Origin of the sequence: Nonlabens sp. Asnod3-H03 (genome assembly GCF_045063665.1) — a bacterium.
GTDB lineage: Bacteria > Bacteroidota > Bacteroidia > Flavobacteriales > Flavobacteriaceae > Nonlabens > Nonlabens ulvanivorans.
This window is the reverse complement of sequence record NZ_JBEFOD010000007.1, coordinates 321,941-335,947: the sequence shown is the minus strand read 5'-3', so window position 1 is coordinate 335,947 and position 14,007 is coordinate 321,941. Positions and strand designations below refer to the sequence as shown.

12 protein-coding genes are annotated in these 14,007 nt (G+C 34.5%); 8 read left to right on the top strand and 4 right to left on the bottom strand.

What is annotated here, in order from left to right; translation table 11 throughout:
• Positions 1 to 85: 85 nt before the first annotated feature.
• Together ACJJVI_RS03015 and ACJJVI_RS03010 are read left to right on the top strand one after the other, a co-directional pair.
• Positions 86 to 2,428 carry a T9SS C-terminal target domain-containing protein gene (locus ACJJVI_RS03015; RefSeq protein WP_042269798.1) on the top strand — a complete coding sequence of 781 codons (2,343 nt, stop codon included), beginning with the start codon at positions 86 to 88 and terminating at the stop codon, positions 2,426 to 2,428.
• 144 nt (positions 2,429 to 2,572) lie between these two features.
• On the top strand, positions 2,573 to 3,304 hold the full coding sequence (locus ACJJVI_RS03010; protein WP_036579551.1) for a hypothetical protein: 732 nt from the start codon (positions 2,573 to 2,575) through the stop codon (positions 3,302 to 3,304).
• Here ACJJVI_RS03010 and ACJJVI_RS03005 read toward each other — a convergent pair.
• The 4 genes from ACJJVI_RS03005 to ACJJVI_RS02990 all read right to left on the bottom strand — a co-directional run bounded on the left by ACJJVI_RS03005 (position 3,301) and on the right by ACJJVI_RS02990 (position 5,832).
• Positions 3,301 to 4,677: an FAD-binding oxidoreductase gene (locus ACJJVI_RS03005; protein ID WP_405350216.1), complete on the bottom strand. Its 1,377-nt coding sequence runs from the start codon at positions 4,675 to 4,677 to the stop codon at positions 3,301 to 3,303. The two genes, ACJJVI_RS03010 and ACJJVI_RS03005, sit on opposite strands and share 4 nt — an antisense overlap.
• Positions 4,677 to 5,012, bottom strand: coding sequence for a hypothetical protein (locus ACJJVI_RS03000; protein WP_036579556.1), 336 nt, complete (start codon positions 5,010 to 5,012; stop codon positions 4,677 to 4,679). Before ACJJVI_RS03000 ends, ACJJVI_RS03005 begins: the two co-directional genes overlap by 1 nt.
• Positions 5,013 to 5,129: 117 nt before the next feature.
• Entirely contained in the window at positions 5,130 to 5,369 is a 240-nt protein-coding gene (locus ACJJVI_RS02995) for a hypothetical protein (RefSeq protein WP_036579558.1), read from the bottom strand.
• 4 nt (positions 5,370 to 5,373) lie between these two features.
• Complete coding sequence (locus ACJJVI_RS02990; RefSeq protein ID WP_405350212.1) at positions 5,374 to 5,832, bottom strand: SRPBCC family protein; 459 nt, start codon at positions 5,830 to 5,832, stop codon at positions 5,374 to 5,376.
• Between the two features lie 158 nt (positions 5,833 to 5,990).
• Between ACJJVI_RS02990 and ACJJVI_RS02985 the strand changes: the two genes are divergently transcribed.
• The 6 genes from ACJJVI_RS02985 to ACJJVI_RS02960 all read left to right on the top strand — a co-directional run bounded on the left by ACJJVI_RS02985 (position 5,991) and on the right by ACJJVI_RS02960 (position 13,892).
• The gene (locus ACJJVI_RS02985; RefSeq protein WP_042269800.1) at positions 5,991 to 7,967 is read left to right on the top strand and encodes a peptidylprolyl isomerase; all 1,977 of its coding nucleotides are present in this window, start codon (positions 5,991 to 5,993) and stop codon (positions 7,965 to 7,967) included.
• Positions 7,960 to 8,811: a hypothetical protein gene (locus ACJJVI_RS02980; RefSeq protein WP_042249604.1), complete on the top strand. Its 852-nt coding sequence runs from the start codon at positions 7,960 to 7,962 to the stop codon at positions 8,809 to 8,811. The genes ACJJVI_RS02985 and ACJJVI_RS02980 overlap by 8 nt, the downstream gene beginning before the upstream one ends.
• Complete coding sequence (locus ACJJVI_RS02975) at positions 8,771 to 10,240, top strand: peptidylprolyl isomerase (protein WP_036579566.1); 1,470 nt, start codon at positions 8,771 to 8,773, stop codon at positions 10,238 to 10,240. The genes ACJJVI_RS02980 and ACJJVI_RS02975 overlap by 41 nt, the downstream gene beginning before the upstream one ends.
• A 12-nt stretch (positions 10,241 to 10,252) precedes the next feature.
• Entirely contained in the window at positions 10,253 to 11,206 is a 954-nt protein-coding gene (locus tag ACJJVI_RS02970; RefSeq protein WP_405350210.1) for an AAA family ATPase, read from the top strand.
• A 1-nt stretch (position 11,207) separates the two neighbouring features.
• On the top strand, positions 11,208 to 11,381 hold the full coding sequence (locus tag ACJJVI_RS02965) for a hypothetical protein (RefSeq protein WP_160165379.1): 174 nt from the start codon (positions 11,208 to 11,210) through the stop codon (positions 11,379 to 11,381).
• Positions 11,382 to 11,624: 243 nt separating this feature from the next.
• Positions 11,625 to 13,892 carry an aconitate hydratase gene (locus ACJJVI_RS02960; RefSeq protein ID WP_036579570.1) on the top strand — a complete coding sequence of 756 codons (2,268 nt, stop codon included), beginning with the start codon at positions 11,625 to 11,627 and terminating at the stop codon, positions 13,890 to 13,892.
• Positions 13,893 to 14,007: the final 115 nt, after the last annotated feature.

Genomic DNA, 14,007 nt, shown 5'->3' with positions numbered 1-14,007 from the left:
AACCTTTTTTATGTTTAGGTTTTTGATGTTTCGCTTTCGCGAAAGCGATTTACCAATTGAATTGCATGTCTAAAGCATCTTAAACTTGAGATTACCTTACATTTATTTAATCGTACTAATTTTAACCTTTAATTTTTTAAATGGTCAAGATGAAGCTAGTAATTGGTATTTTGGAGAAAACGCTGGATTAACTTTTAATAGCGGCATGCCTGTAGCTCTAGTTAACGGCAATTTAAATACTGCCGAAGGTTGCGCTGCTATCTCCGATTCTCAAGGTAATCTTAGATTCTATACAGATGGAAGAAGTGTTTATAATAGGGATCATCTAGTAATGCCTAATGGTTCCCAATTACAAGGTAATTCATCGAGCACTCAATCTGGTCTAATTGTGCCGCATCCTGGGAATCAAAATCTATATTATATTTTTACTCTTCAATCACTTGCTGCGCCAGGTGGCCTCAGATACAGTGTTGTAGATATGTCACTAGATAATGGATTAGGAGAAATTACTACCGATAAGAATATTTTGTTACATGATCCTACAACTGAAAAAATTACAGCGGTAAGTCATTCAAACGGTACGGATGTGTGGGTAATTGCTCATAAATATGGTTCTAATGAGTTTACTTCTTATCTAGTTGATATCAATGGTATTAATATTAACCCTATTATTAGTGCGGTAGGTAATAATGTAACTGTTCTTGCTGACACCATAGGTCAAATGAAGGCATCGCCTGATGGGACCAAGGTAGCTGTTGTTTATAATGAATCAGAGATTTTAGAACTTTTAGATTTTGACGCTACAACAGGAATGCTTAGCAATGCTTTTCAAATCAACTCATTTGGTACCAATATGGGAACAAATTCTTCTAAAATTTATGGTGTAGAGTTCAGTCCACGTAGTAGATTCTTATATATCACAGAAACTTTTGAAGGTGTTTATCAATTTGATTTGATTAATTATAATGCTGTAGATGTTGATAATTCAAAAGTGTTTTTGGGTTCTCAATCCTCAAATACCGTTACAGGATCTAATAATTCCCTTCAACTAGCGCAGGACGGTAAAATATATGTCGCACAAGACGGATATGATGGACTAGGTGTGATTAATAATCCAGACGAATTAGGTTCTCTTGCAAATTATTCTTCAAATGGAGTAACCTTAAATAATAAAATATCCCGATTAGGATTGCCGCCATTTGTACAGTCCTATTTTGACATTGGCTTTATTGTAGAAAATGTTTGTGTGGGTGACGCATCACAGTTTACAGCTAATTTGTCTCAAGCATACTCTTCAATTTCTTGGGATTTTGGTGATGGTTCTACTTCTGCCATAGAGAATCCTATCCATAGTTATGCTATTGCAGGTGATTACAATGTCAGTTTAAGTGTTGTAGAGGCTGTAACAGGTCAGCTATTTATAGAAAATCGGGTGATTACAATTTATAATACACCTATAGCAAATTCAGTAAACGACTTAATACAATGCGATACGGATGCAAATGGAGTTGAGACTTTTGATCTTACTAGTCAAAATGCTAGTATACTAAATGGTCAAGGACCTAACGGGTTAAGAGTGGATTATTTCGAATCCACAGCAGATTTAATTGCAGATATGCCCATTACTAATCCTATAAATTATACCAATACTTCATTAAATCAACTTGTAATTGCGCGTGTGAGTGTTGTAGGTAGTGAAGATTGTTTTGATACCACTACATTCCATCTTCAATTATTAGAAAGTCCTCAGTTATTGTTGCAGCCAGAATATTTTCTTTGTGATGACCAACAACTAACTGTTGATGCTGGTAGCGGATTCGATAATTATCTATGGTCCACTGGAGCAACTTCGTCAGGAATTGTTATAGATACACCAGGTTCTTATAGTGTAACGGTTTCTAGTATTCAAGGTGTAACTAGTTGTGATACTAATTATGCCTTTAACGTTATTGCCACTGATGTACAGATTACGGATGTTATTGTTGAAGATTGGACGTTAAATGATAATTCTATTATCGTTGAAGTAAGTGGTGTCGGCAGTTTTGAGTACTCTATTGATGGCGTTAATTATCAAAACTCAAATGTATTTAATCAATTAGCCATTGATGAATATACAATATATGCGCGTGATGTTACTGGTTGTTCTACGGTTAGTCAAAATGTAGTTATGTTATATCATCCTAGGTATTTTACACCTAATGGTGACGGGTTTCACGACTACTGGCAGATAATAAATAGTCGTTTTGAACCTAATAATGAAATCTATATCTATGATAGATATGGTAAGCTTCTCAAGCAAATTAGTGCTGACGGGATAGGTTGGGATGGAACCTATAATGGCGTCCCATTGCCATCAAGTGATTATTGGTTTATTGTGAAACGGGAAAATGGTAAAATGTATAAAGGGCATTTCTCTTTAATTAGATAGTATTTATAATAATCATTAATTAATCGCGCTTTATGACGACCAAATTAGGAATACTAAAATATTTCCGATATTTATAGTTACTAGTACTGTGTTGTTTAGCACAGAATACCTTCATTAAGTTGTTAATCGCTAAATTGTAAGTGTATGTTCCTATTTAAATGGTTTAAAAGTTTAACGATTAGAACTCAAATGTTAGTTTTGAGTTCTTTATTTATAGTTTTTAACATCGTGGTTATTGCTATAGGTGATATTGAATATATTAGGCTGGCTAGAATACTGTCTACACTTGCGGTTTTCCTATATTTTATTGTAGCGATAGGTCATTATAGTAAATGGTTATACTTCATATACTGCTTACAGGTATTATCTAGTATAGGATTCTATTATTATGATTTTAATTTTGGAAAATATCTATTTCTAGCGGCTAGTATCTTAGTCTATGGTATTATAGTTTCATGGGTATTGAAAAGTATTCAATGGGATCAAATAAAACGTTATGAATATGCTTCTTTCCTATTCATATTTTTTACGCACATCGCTTTTCATTTTTATAACGTAAATAATTTTGAAGAAATGATAAGTACAGATGTTGAGTATCTTCTATTATTACTTACAGGAATCGCTGGTATGACTACTTGTTTATTAGTAGGTTTTTCAAATGCTACGAGAAGTACCTTTAATTCTGCTTATTTGATGTATGCTACTTTTGCTTTTGTATTTGCAGATTTTGCCGCGATGGTAGCTTACTATTATGAATTATTTCCAATACGATTCTATTTTATAGAGCGAGGCAGCTATTTATTTGGACTATATATATTAGCGCGATTCTGTTATATAGAAAATAATGAAAGCGTAACACAAAACTACCTCGATTAGAAAATTTTACCAGGATTTAATAATCCTTTAGGATCCATAGTTAACTTCAAAGCCTTCATTAAAACTATTTCTTCTGGTGTACGGCATAGATTGAGATAGTCTTTTTTATGAGTGCCGATACCATGTTCTGCGCTTACAGATCCTCCTATCGCTTTTAATCCGTCATAAATACAATGGTCAATTTTCTTTTTTAAATCGCGATTTAGATTACTCTTGCCTATCATGAAGTGAATATTGCCATCGGCAACGTGGCCAAATGCATATATCTGCTCCACACCATCTATTTGAGCAAGTGATTGATAACGATCAGCGATATAATCACCTATGAACGGTATAGGTAAGCTAATGTCAAAGTGCTGATCGTGTTTCATAAAGTCCACGAGATTATTTACGTCCTCTCTAATTCTAAAAAACCACTCAATATCGCTAGGTGATTGAGCCATTACAGCATCTAATATTCTATCTTGTTCAATAGCGTCTTCGAGCAATGATTGAAATTCGGCGTGATCATTTTGTGGATGACTACCTAGAGCTTCAATAAGTACGTAATAATTGTAATCATAAGGTAATGGTGGTCTAACAGCATTACTAACGCTAGTCATCTGTTCATAACTATTGCGCCATATAAGTTCAAAACCACTCAGTTTTCCAGCGAGATTACTGTCCATGTATTTTAGAAATGCGACTACATTTTCATAGTTGTTAAACCCAATATAAGCAGCATTTCTACTTTTAGGCGCTTCTTCTAATTTTAAAATAGCTTTTGTCACAATCCCTAAAGTACCTTCAGAACCTATAAAAAGTTGCTTCACATCATAGGCGCTGTTGTCTTTAATGATCTTTTTCATTGATGATATGATGGTCCCATCTACCATCACGGCCTCTAGGCCTAGAATCAGTTGTCTGGTCATACCATATTTAAGAACTCTCAGTCCACCTGCATTTGTAGATATAATGCCGCCTATTTGCGCGCTACCACGAGCGCCAAAGTTAAGAGGGAATAATAAGTCAGTATTTGCAGCAGCTTCATGAATATGTTCTAAAATAACTCCAGACTGTACGGTCATTGTCCTGCTTGAGCCATCAATCTCTTCAATAGAATTTAAGCGCTCTGTTGAAATGACAACCTCGTTCCCATACGTTTCTGTACTACCTACAAGATTAGTTAATCCACCGTGTACGACAACAGGTAAATTGTGCTCATAACAAATCTTCATAATACTACTTACTTCATCAGTACTAGTAGGCATTAAAAGGCAGATAGCTTTCAATGGTTCATCCATGTGCCATATATGATGATAGCGAGATTCTAGCTCCTGACCACTTACAATTTGTGATGGATCTAGAATTTTTTCAAAAAGACTAAAGCTCATTATTCTAGTAAAGATTTAAGCATATTTAATAAATGCTTTTCCATGGAGTCATATTCACCATCAATTTTAAAAAGAGTTTTCACTTCTTTAAAAGTATCTGTAAGTTCTTTACTAGATAAGTTGTGATGATTTACATACTCTTGAACCCTTTTAAGACTTTGGTAATCAGTATCATTGTTAAATACTTTATGAATTGTTCTAAAATCTGATTTCTCTACGTGCTCTTTTATGAAATGTAATTCTTCTGCACCTTGAGAAAGATCTGCACTTGCACAGTAAAGTAGTAAATACGTCTGAAACTCGTTTTTATTCCAGTTTAAATGATTCGTTTCCATGGCTGTAATTTAGTACTTAAAATTAAGCAATAAATAGTCATATGTAAAGTAGAATAGCAGCTAGATTAATTATTAAGTATTGATTGTCTTACTGAATACGCTTTCGCGAAAGCGTAATTAACTCATCCACAACTGCCCACGATGTGGTTTAAGCGCATCACGTACTGGTGGCATCGCAGCTTCTTCAATACCCATAAAAGCTATAAAGTGATTTTCATTTATTTTTTCTACTCCAGTGCCTAAAGAAGCAATTTTATCTCTCACGATAAACTCATCTAGATGGATAACGTGATGTTGTGCGGTGCGCTGTGCGTCTGGACCTTTAAAGTCCCAAATCAGTTTAAGTTGTCTTCCCATGGATTTACATTGTGCTTGCAAAGGTCTTAAAATCTTCCATGTGCTGGTGTGTTTGACTAGTAAAAATTTGAGGTCGCCCTTTTGCAACAATACGCATCATGCCTGTAAAAGTAAATGTAGCAGTACTGTCCCAAACCGTTACCTTTTGTGTTTGATCACCTTTTTTAATCACCTTTTCTTGAAAACGATTACTTTGCTTATTGAAGACACCGTTAGTCCTATAAGTAGCTTCCCATAAATGTGGTAAGTCGATTGCGGTTATTTCCTCAATCATTGTTATAGTAGTACCAGCAGCTTTAATTTTCATACTGCGCTTACTGCCTGATTGACCTATGTCAGGTGTAAGGTTTTTAAAACTTATTAATCCTTTTTGCCACTCTTTAAAATAATCTTGATTTTTAAAAAGCTCCATAACCTTTTCTATTGGTTGTGGTATCGTCACTTGATGGGTGCATTCAATCATAAGAATTATGTCGAAGTGATGTTGAAAAACTAACTAGATAACTGCTTTAAAATACCTAGTTAAAATAGAAGTGAAATCAATATACTAGGTTGAAAAGAGAAGCGTTTTGTATAGGGTTAAAATATGGTTATTTTTGCTAGCCTTGAAAGAGAATAAATATGATTTCTACAAAACGTTTTTTTACGATACTATTACTTTTTATAAGTTCGATAGCGGTCGCTCAAGAACTTGAAGATAAAACATTACTTACTATAGACGGTAATTCCTATGATGCTGGGACTTTTATGAGAGTTTATCTCAAAAATCTAGACATTGTACAAGATGATTCTCAAAAAGATATCGATAATTACTTAGACCTTTATATAGACTACAGGTTAAAGTTATTGCAGGCTTATGAAATGAATCTGGATCTTAAAGAGTCTTATAAAAAAGAGCTTAATAATTATAGACAAAGTCTTGCACAAGCCTACTTAACAGACACAGATGTAACAGAATCCTTGATAAGAGAAGCTTATGATCGTAAAAAAAGAGAAGTAAAGGCCAGTCACATATTAGTTAAAGTTGGGCCAGGCGATGCGCCACAGGATACATTAAAAGCGTGGAATAAAATAAACGCAATTAAAAATGAATTAGATAATGGAGCAGATTTTTCTAAACTGGCACGTACTAAAAGCGAAGGCCCGAGTGCTGGTAATGAAGGGAAATTAGGCTGGTTTAGTGTTTTTAGAATGGTTTATCCTTTTGAAAATGCTGCTTTTGACACTGAGGTAGGGAAGCATTCTGAAGTTTTCAGAACAGACTTTGGATATCATATAGTTAAGGTTTTTGAAGATAGACCAGCAAGAGGTGAGGTTACCGTTGCACACATCATGACTTTTGACGCTAGAGATGCTGAAGAAAAAACCGCCGAAAAACGTATCAATGATGTTTATAAACAGTTGCAAGAAACGGGTAGATTTGAAGAACTAGCAAGAGAGTTTTCAGACGACATGAACTCTGCATCGCGTGGTGGTAAATTAGATCGTTTTGGAACAGGAGGATTAAATGCCACTACTTTTGAGGATATCGCCTTTGGTTTAAAAGAAAAAGGTGAATACTCTGCACCTTTTAAATCAAAATTTGGATGGCATATTGTTAAGCTTATAGAAAAACATCCAGTAGGTAGTTATGAGGATCTTGCACCATCACTAAGAGAGAAAATTAGAAAATCACCTAGAGCTCGCAAGATTACAGACTCATTCAATAAAAGTCTTAGAGAAAAGTATCAGGTAGAAAGATCAGAGAAGGTACTTGAAAAATTAAATGAAGTTATTTCAGATTCTATTTTAAGTAATAGCTGGCAATATGATCCTGCTCTCAAGATGGCAGATTTGAAAATGTTTACTATTAAAGATGAAGAAATCACCTATGCAGATTTCTACAAAGACGTTATGAGCCGTCAGAAAAAGGATTTTACAAATTATAGTAGTAAAGAAGAAAAGGTACAAAAGTTCTATTATGATTTTATCGATAAATCTATTGCAGCTTATTATGATAAAAATTTAGAAAATGAAAATAAAGACTTTGCCTTTATCTATGATGAGTATAAAGAAGGTCTATTACTTTTTGATTTACTAGAAACTAAAATTTGGAATAAGGCAAAAGAAGATTCTACAGGTCAACAGGCTTATTATGATTTACATAAAAGTAAGTATCAATGGAAACGTAGGTTAGATATTGTTTTAACACAAAATACTACAGAAGAAGTAGCTCAAGAAGTGCAGCGATTATTAAAAAACGGAACCTCTAGAGAAGAGATTAAAAAACAATTCAATATCGATGGACGTACTAAGGTAATGATGTCTAATGGGATTGTTGAAGAAAATTATAATCGCATTCCAGACAATTTTGAAGTTAAAGAAGGCGTTTCATCCATTTATTATGATGAGAAAACAGGATTCTATAAAGTAATTCTTGTAAAGGAGATTTTAGAACCTTCTCAAAAAACACTTGATGAGGCTCGTGGTGCAGTAATTAATGATTACCAGCAACAATTAGAAAAAGATTGGATGTCATCCCTTAGAAATGGTAGAACTATTAAGGTGAATAAAAAGACCTTTAAAAAAGTCAAAAAAGCGATTGCAAAAGATGCATAAACTATTGTATTACATAGCTTTTTTATTGCTACTTAGCTCTTGTGAGTATTTTCAGCAAGCACAGCCTGTGGATGCTGTAGTTATAGCCGGTGATGCTTATCTCTCTCAAGAAGATATTGAAAATCTATTACCAGAACAATATACCAAAGAAGATAGTACCATAATAGTCTCTAGTTATATTAATAACTGGGCAACTGAGCGATTGTTAATGCAAAATGCTCGCAAAAATATTTCCCTATCGCAGCAAGAACAACTAGATAAGCTTATTGAAAAATATCGCTTTGAACTTTATTCACAAGCTTATAAGCAAGAGCTCACCAAGCAAAATTTAGATACGGTTATTAAACTTGCAGCCATAGAAAATTATTTTAAACAACATCAAAAGGATTTTAAACTCAACGAGGATTTAGTGCAATTCCGTTATATACAATTAGATCCATTGTACACAGATGTTGATATGGTCGATAAATTATTCAATAAAGGCTCGATTGACGCGTTTAAAAAGTTAGATAGTCTATCCTTGGGATTCAAAAGTCATTTTTTAAATGATAGTATCTGGGTTCAGAAAAATATTGTTTTTAATAGAGTCACTACAATCACGCCCTCAAATGAAGAGCGTTACATAAAAGATAACAAATATTGGAAATTAGAAGATAGCGTTGGCGTATATTTGGTGCGATTCAATAATGTACTGCGTCGCGGTGATAATGCACCATTATCTTACGTAAAACCTACAATAAAACAAGTGTTGCTCAATAGGCGCAAACTTAATTACATTAAAAAATTAGAAAAAGATTTATTAGATGATGCTATCAAGAGTAAGAAATTTCAAATTAAGTCATAAATACCTTCTGGTTATTTTAGGTCTCGCTTTCGCGAAAGCTTCTATTGCACAAACAGATACAATTCAAATGTCTGATGAGCAGGTAAAAGAAGAAGTACTGTTGGCTATGAGAAAAATAGACTCGGTAAAACCAGTACCTGTGGTACAAGTAAGAGAGCTTATTGATGGAGTGTCTGGTGTTGTAGGTGATTATGTTATCCTTAATTCAGATATTAAAAAACAACTTCTAGAAATTCAAGGAGATCAAGACTTAGGTGAATTGTCAGACTGTCAATTGATTGAGAGTATATTGCGTGAAAAAATGTTTGCTCATCATGCAGTACAAGATAGTATCACGGTCAGTGATCAAGAAGTAGAGGCAGAGACTGATCAACGTATTGCATATTTTAAAGGTATTCTAGGAAGTGAAGATGCCGTGTTGAAGAAATATCAAAAAAGTAGCATGCCAGAATTAAGGTCTGCATTAAATCGTATCACTAGAGATATGAAACTAGCGCAACGTATGCAACAGCGTATTACTGAAGAGGTGGAAATTACGCCAGAAGAGGTAAGAGCATTTTTCTTTAATCTACCAGAAGAAGAACGTCCATTATTTAATACTGAAGTTGAGATTGCTCAAATAGTAGTAAAACCTAAACCTAGTGATGATGCTGTTAAAGATGTGGTAGATAAACTAAACGATTACCGTACTGATGTACTTGAAAACGGAGCTAGTTTTGCAGCAAAAGCTGCATTGTTCTCTGAAGACGTAGCAACAGAGCGTCAAGGTGGTATTATTTCTTTGAAAAGAGGAGATCAATTTGTAAAAGAGTTTAAAGAAGCAGCCTTTTCATTAACCGAAGGAGAAGTAAGCGAACCATTTGAAACTGTTTTTGGTTGGCATATTTTAAAAGTAGAGAAGGTAAAGGGACAAGTAAGAGATGTACGTCATATACTATTATATCCATATATTTCTGTTGCTCAGGTTAATGAGGCAAAACAGAAACTCGATGAGATGAGAGATAGAATAATTTTAAAAGAAATTACTTTTGATCAAGCCGCACGAGAAATTAGTGATGAAAAAGAAACCGCAAAGAATGGTGGGAAATTAATTAATCCCAATACTGGTGAAGCACGATTAGATCTTACCAGACTTTCTGAAGATTTAACTAGACAGATTATTTTTCTTGAAAAAGGAGATATAAGTGGTATTATAGATGAAAAAGATCAGATAGGTCGTGAGACATTTAAAATTATTTATGTCATCAATAAGATAAAAGATCACAAAGCAGACTATGCTTTAGATTATCTTAAAATTAAAGATATTGCTTTAAGAGATAAACAAGTAAAAGCAATTAGGAAATGGCAATCAGAAAAACTCAAAGACACTTATATTAAGATTGGCGCAGAGTTTAAAGGTTGTGATTTTGAAAATGAATGGAATAAATAATAAACAGATCACATGTCAGATGTAACTGCTATCGATAATTTGGTAAAGAAACACCAAGAGCTCAAAAAAGAAATTGCAAAAATTATTATAGGACAAGATGAAGTCATAGACCAGATTCTTATTTCTATTTTTGCCGGTGGGCATGCTTTATTAGTAGGTGTTCCAGGTCTAGCAAAGACTTTAATGGTAAACACCATTTCACAAGCACTAGGTTTGCAATTTAAGCGTATACAGTTTACACCAGATTTAATGCCTAGTGACATCCTAGGTAGTGAAATACTAGATGAAAGTAGAACCTTTAAATTTATTAAAGGTCCTATATTTTCTAATATCATCCTTGCAGATGAGATTAACCGTACACCACCTAAAACTCAAGCAGCTTTACTAGAAGCCATGCAAGAAAAAACGGTTACTGTCGCAGGTCATAATTATAAATTAGACGCACCTTATTTTGTGCTAGCAACACAAAACCCTATAGAACAAGAAGGTACTTATCCATTGCCAGAGGCACAACTGGATCGATTTATGTTTGCTATTAATTTAGAATACCCTTCTTTTGAAGAAGAGGTAAATGTGGTGAAGGCAACTACTAGTAATCACAAAGCGCAAATTAATGCATTGTTCAATGCTCAAGAAATAATAGATTTTCAACAATTAGTACGTCGTATACCTGTAGCAGATAATGTTATTGAATATGCCGTGGCCTTAGTAGGTAAGACAAGACCAAAGTCGGAAGCCGCACCAGCGATTGTTAAGGGATATATCGATTGGGGTGCTGGACCAAGAGCTTCTCAGAATTTAATTCTAGCAGCAAAAACTCACGCAGCTGTAAATGGTAAGTATAGTCCAGACATAGAAGACGTGAAAGCAGTTGCTACTGGAATTCTAAGACATCGTATTATTAAAAACTACAAGGCAGAAGCCGAAGGATATACTGAAGATAGTATTATCGCAAAAATTCTTTAAGATGCGCAAATACGCTGCTAGTTTATATCTCTTTTTAATAGGAGGTATTTTAGTTGGTGCTGGTGCATTATATAGGGATATCTATCCTATTTTTAGCAATAGTTTTATGGTTTTAGGATATGCTGCTGACCTAGCTGCTGTTTATTTTATTTTTAAAGCAGTCAACAGGAAGTAGATTTCATCTTGTCTACAGTCAACCTACTGAAATAAATTATTACTAGTTTGATAATCATTATCGTTAGAATTATGAATTTGACAATTTAAACGGTTTAAATTATTAAATTCATAATTACTCATCTTCTTAAACATCATTATTTTGAGAACGTCTAAACTACTGTGGTAGCGCGGTTAGACTTTCATTTCACGTGTCATTTTTGTAACTTCGCAATCCTTAAAATGACTAATTAAAATAAGATATATGGCTTTTGATATTGATATGATAAAAAAGGTGTATGCTGAGATGCCAGCTCGTGTAAATAAAGCACGTGAAATTACTGGTAAACCTCTTACACTAGCTGAGAAGATATTATATTCTCACCTTTGGGATGGAACACCTGGTAAACCTTTTACTAGAGGTAAAGACTATGTAGATTTTGCACCAGATCGTATCGCATGTCAAGATGCTACGGCTCAAATGGCTTTGCTACAATTTATGCAAGCTGGTAAAACCGAAGTAGCAGTACCTACAACAGTTCACTGTGATCACTTAATCCAGGCAAAGAACGGTGCTAATGCAGATCTTCAAAATGCTTTAAATACTTCTAATGAAGTTTTTAATTTCCTTGAGTCTGTTTCAGATAAATATGGTATTGGATTTTGGAAGCCAGGAGCTGGTATTATTCATCAAGTAGTACTTGAAAATTATGCGTTCCCAGGTGGTATGATGATTGGAACTGATTCCCACACAGTAAACGCTGGTGGACTAGGAATGGTTGCAATTGGTGTAGGTGGAGCAGATGCCGTTGACGTAATGGCAGGAATGGCTTGGGAATTGAAATTCCCTAAACTTATAGGTGTTAAATTAACAGGTAAATTATCTGGTTGGACAGCTCCTAAAGATGTTATTCTTAAAGTAGCTGAGATTCTTACTGTAAAAGGTGGTACAGGTGCAATTGTAGAATACTTTGGTGAAGGTGCCGCAAACCTTTCTTGTACTGGTAAAGGAACTATTTGTAACATGGGTGCAGAGATAGGTGCAACAACATCTACCTTTGGATACGATGCTTCAATGGAGCGTTACCTACGTGCAACAGATCGTTCTGATATAGCAGATGCTGCAAACGAAGTGAAAGATTATCTTACTGGTGATGATGAGGTATATGCTAATCCAGAACAGTATTTTGATCAAGTAATTGAAATTAATTTAGATACATTAATGCCTCACATAAATGGACCTTTTACTCCAGATCTAGCGACTGAAGTAGGTTCAATGAATGAAAAGGCGACTAAAAATGAATGGCCTCTTAAGGTAGAATGGGGACTTATAGGTTCTTGTACTAACTCTTCTTATGAAGATTTATCTCGTGCAAGTTCTATAGCTCAACAAGCTATTGATAAAGGTCTTAAGACTAAGGCAGAATTTGGAATTAATCCAGGATCCGAAAAAGTACGTTACACAACAGAGCGCGATGGTATCCTAGGTATCTTTGAAAAGTTAGATGCAAAAATCTTTACAAATGCTTGTGGACCATGTATTGGTCAGTGGGCACGTTATGAGGATCCTAAAAATGCACCTAAAAACTCCATCATTCATTCGTTTAACAGAAACTTTGCTAAACGTGCCGATGGTAACCCTAATACACATGCATTTGTAGCTTCTCCAGAAATGGTTGCTGCCATTGCTATAGCCGGTAGACTAGACTTTAATCCGATCACTGATAAATTAATCAATGAAGATGGAGAAGAAGTAATGTTAGATGAGCCTACAGGATGGGAATTACCACCTAAAGGTTTTGAAGTAAAAGATGATGGTTACTTAGCTCCACAAGAAGATGGAAGCGGTGTAGTTGTAAATGTTGCAGAAGACTCTGAAAGATTGCAATTATTAGAACCATTTACTCCTATAGGTACTAATGTAAATAATGCAAAATTATTAATAAAGGCTTTTGGTAAATGTACAACAGATCACATTTCTATGGCTGGACCATGGTTGCGTTATAGAGGTCACTTAGATAACATCTCAAATAACTGTTTAATAGGAGCGGTTAATGCTTATAATAAGCAAACTAATCTTGTTAAAAACCAGTTAGATGGTGAATATGGAGCAGTTCCTGCAACAGCTAGAGCTTATAAAGCTGCTGGGGTACCTTCTGTAGTGGTTGGAGATCATAACTATGGTGAAGGTTCTTCACGTGAACATGCAGCTATGGAGCCACGTCACTTAGGTGTTGTAGCAGTAATTGTAAAATCATTTGCTCGTATCCATGAAACAAACCTTAAAAAACAAGGTATGTTAGGACTTACGTTTGCAAATGAAGCTGACTATGATCTAATTCAAGAAGATGATACGTTCAACTTTGTTGATCTTGCTAACTTTACACCGGATGTGCCATTGACTATCGAGATCACTCACGCAGATGGTTCTAAGGATACAATCAAAGCAAATCACACTTATAACGCTGCTCAAATCGAGTGGTTCCATAAGGGAAGTGCTTTGAACAAAATTAAAGAAGATAACGCGGCATAATTAAAAGCGTTTTTTGAATTATATTTAAAATGCCTCTTGAGATTTCAAGAGGCATTTTTATATAACTTAAAACAAGTATTCAAATGATATGGTGATGTTTTTTTGATTTTTAAAA

What these genes read in the sequence shown, in the direction of transcription:
- ACJJVI_RS03010 (WP_036579551.1), top strand. Translation starts at nt 2,573, where the DNA reads ATGTTCCTATTTAAATGGTTTAAAAGTTTAACGATTAGAACTCAAATG.
- ACJJVI_RS03005 (WP_405350216.1), bottom strand. Translation starts at nt 4,677, where the DNA reads ATGAGCTTTAGTCTTTTTGAAAAAATTCTAGATCCATCACAAATTGTA.
- ACJJVI_RS03000 (WP_036579556.1), bottom strand. Translation starts at nt 5,012, where the DNA reads ATGGAAACGAATCATTTAAACTGGAATAAAAACGAGTTTCAGACGTAT.
- ACJJVI_RS02995 (WP_036579558.1), bottom strand. Translation starts at nt 5,369, where the DNA reads ATGGGAAGACAACTTAAACTGATTTGGGACTTTAAAGGTCCAGACGCA.
- ACJJVI_RS02990 (WP_405350212.1), bottom strand. Translation starts at nt 5,832, where the DNA reads ATGATTGAATGCACCCATCAAGTGACGATACCACAACCAATAGAAAAG.
- ACJJVI_RS02985 (WP_042269800.1), top strand. Translation starts at nt 5,991, where the DNA reads ATGATTTCTACAAAACGTTTTTTTACGATACTATTACTTTTTATAAGT.
- ACJJVI_RS02980 (WP_042249604.1), top strand. Translation starts at nt 7,960, where the DNA reads ATGCATAAACTATTGTATTACATAGCTTTTTTATTGCTACTTAGCTCT.
- ACJJVI_RS02975 (WP_036579566.1), top strand. Translation starts at nt 8,771, where the DNA reads ATGATGCTATCAAGAGTAAGAAATTTCAAATTAAGTCATAAATACCTT.
- ACJJVI_RS02970 (WP_405350210.1), top strand. Translation starts at nt 10,253, where the DNA reads ATGTCAGATGTAACTGCTATCGATAATTTGGTAAAGAAACACCAAGAG.
- ACJJVI_RS02965 (WP_160165379.1), top strand. Translation starts at nt 11,208, where the DNA reads ATGCGCAAATACGCTGCTAGTTTATATCTCTTTTTAATAGGAGGTATT.
- ACJJVI_RS02960 (WP_036579570.1), top strand. Translation starts at nt 11,625, where the DNA reads ATGGCTTTTGATATTGATATGATAAAAAAGGTGTATGCTGAGATGCCA.